This is a genomic window from Pontibacterium sp., from assembly GCF_041587635.1.
In the GTDB taxonomy this organism is placed as follows: domain Bacteria; phylum Pseudomonadota; class Gammaproteobacteria; order Pseudomonadales; family Balneatricaceae; genus Pontibacterium.
Genome location: NZ_JBFGYC010000694.1, coordinates 1 through 1779 on the forward strand (window position 1 = coordinate 1; position 1779 = coordinate 1779).

At 49.9% G+C, this 1779-nt stretch carries 3 protein-coding genes; 2 read left to right on the forward strand and 1 reads right to left on the reverse strand.

Annotated features, from left to right (window positions below; all coding sequences use genetic code 11):
* Both ABYW01_RS20810 and ABYW01_RS20815 read left to right on the forward strand, forming a co-directional pair.
* A partial coding sequence (locus ABYW01_RS20810; protein ID WP_372836446.1) for an acyl-CoA thioesterase occupies nt 1-245 on the forward strand: 245 nt, incomplete at its 5' end.
* A gap of 71 nt (nt 246-316) precedes the next feature.
* The gene (locus ABYW01_RS20815; protein ID WP_372836447.1) at nt 317-1084 is read left to right on the forward strand and encodes an HNH endonuclease; all 768 of its coding nucleotides are present in this window, start codon (nt 317-319) and stop codon (nt 1082-1084) included.
* A 5-nt stretch (nt 1085-1089) separates the two neighbouring features.
* Here the strand turns inward: ABYW01_RS20815 and ilvY are convergent.
* The coding region (gene ilvY / locus ABYW01_RS20820) for an HTH-type transcriptional activator IlvY (RefSeq protein WP_372836449.1) at nt 1090-1779 on the reverse strand (690 nt) is incomplete at its 5' end.

The following is a 1779-nucleotide window of genomic DNA, read 5'->3' on the forward strand; positions in this document are numbered from 1 at the left end:
AGGGCATTCATCTGGTGGTGATTCGCTCCGAGCTGGATTACAAAGCCTCCCTGAAAAGTGGCGATCGTTTTGTTGTCGAGGTTAAAGCGGAACGTTTGAGTAAAGTGAAGTTTGGTTTCCGTCAGCGCGTCATTCGTCTGTCTGATGAGAAAGTGTGCGTGGAAGGTTTAGTGATCGGGACTGCACTGAACGAGCGTGGTCGCCCGTATCTGTCACCTGAAATTGAATCGCTGTTTGAAGTGTAACGATTCGCCCTCACCCTAATTTCTGAAATGTGAGGGTGAAGAGAAGTGCTATAAGTATAGGGATGTAGTCAATGTCTGGAAGATCGCCATGGACGCGGCAGCAGCTCTTTGTTGCGTTTAATCTCTATTGCCAGCTCCCTTTTGGGAAATTTCATTCGCGCAATCCAGAGATCATCCAATATGCCAAGATGATCGGACGAACTCCTTCTGCTTTGGCAATGAAGCTGACGAATATCGCCAGTTTAGACCCCGTCATAACTTCATCTGGACGCAGTGGCTTAAAAGGAGCCTCTGCTCTTGATCGTGCCATGTGGGATGAGATGCAAAATGATTGGGATGGCTTTGTGTTGGAATCCCATCATGCAATCAGTGAGTTTACGTTATCGTTCGATAAGCCACAGGAAGACGATGAGTCGCTGCCACTGGATTATAGTGGCACCTCTCGCCCTGTAAGTGCCAATGCCCGCGTGGGGCAAAGTTTCTTCCGAAATGCAGTGCTTAGCGCATACGGGAACCGTTGTTGTATTACCGGTCTTTCGGTACCCCGTTTACTTATCGCAAGTCATATTGTTCCTTGGAGCAAGGATAAGAAGAATCGCTTGAATCCAAGTAATGGTTTGGCGCTCTCGATGCTCCATGACAAGGCCTTCGACATAGGCTTGATTACAATTGATGAGGACAGAGCGGTTCAGGTATCACAGCAAGAATGGAATGAAGATGATATGTATCTGAAAACTGCATTGCTTAGCTTTCATGGACAGAAAATTCAGATACCGGATAAATTTGTTCCGAATGCGCAGTTTCTAGAGTATCACCGCGAGAATATCTATATTGGTTAGATGGCTTACCCTTTCAGCTGTTCCCAAAAAGCCCGTATCAGCGGGCTTTTAAGTTTCTTCTCCAATGCAAACAGGCCCACATCGTACGCTTCCAGTTCTGGTTGCACATCTAATACCTGTACCCGATCAGCCAGGGGGCTGTTGTCCAATACGATACGGGGCACAACACCTACACCAAATCCCAGGCTAACCATCGAGACAATCGCTTCGTTACCGGCGACCTGTGCGTAGATCGTTGGTTTCTGATTCATCTGCTCAAACCATTCATCAACCCGCTGACGTCCGATGCCGCTTTCGGGCAGAATCATGGGGATCTGCGCCCAGTGCTCGTCACGGATCGGTGTTTGTAACAACGCGTCCAGAGGGCCTTGTTCTGCGGGGGCGATAAAGAGCAGCGGTGAGATCGCGATGGGTTTAAAGGCGACACCGGTTGGCAGCGGGGCTGGGCGCGCGGCGATGGTGATATCTTCAGTGCCGGAGAGGATGTGTCCAATGGCGTGTTCCGGATCGCCGGTGTGCAGTTTTATCTCGACGCCGGGGTGATTGAGGCGGAATTGACTGAGGATGTCATATAGAAAGCTGTAACTGGCGGTGACGGAGCAATATACGCTGATCTCGCCGTGTAACTCTTCGGCTTCTTCCATCAAGGAGTCGCGAATCACATCCCATTGGAGCAGCGCTTCACGGGCATACTC

Bases quoted from the DNA above. Each gene is read 5' to 3' on its own strand.
- ABYW01_RS20815 (WP_372836447.1), top strand. From the start codon at position 317: ATGTCTGGAAGATCGCCATGGACGCGGCAGCAGCTCTTTGTTGCGTTT.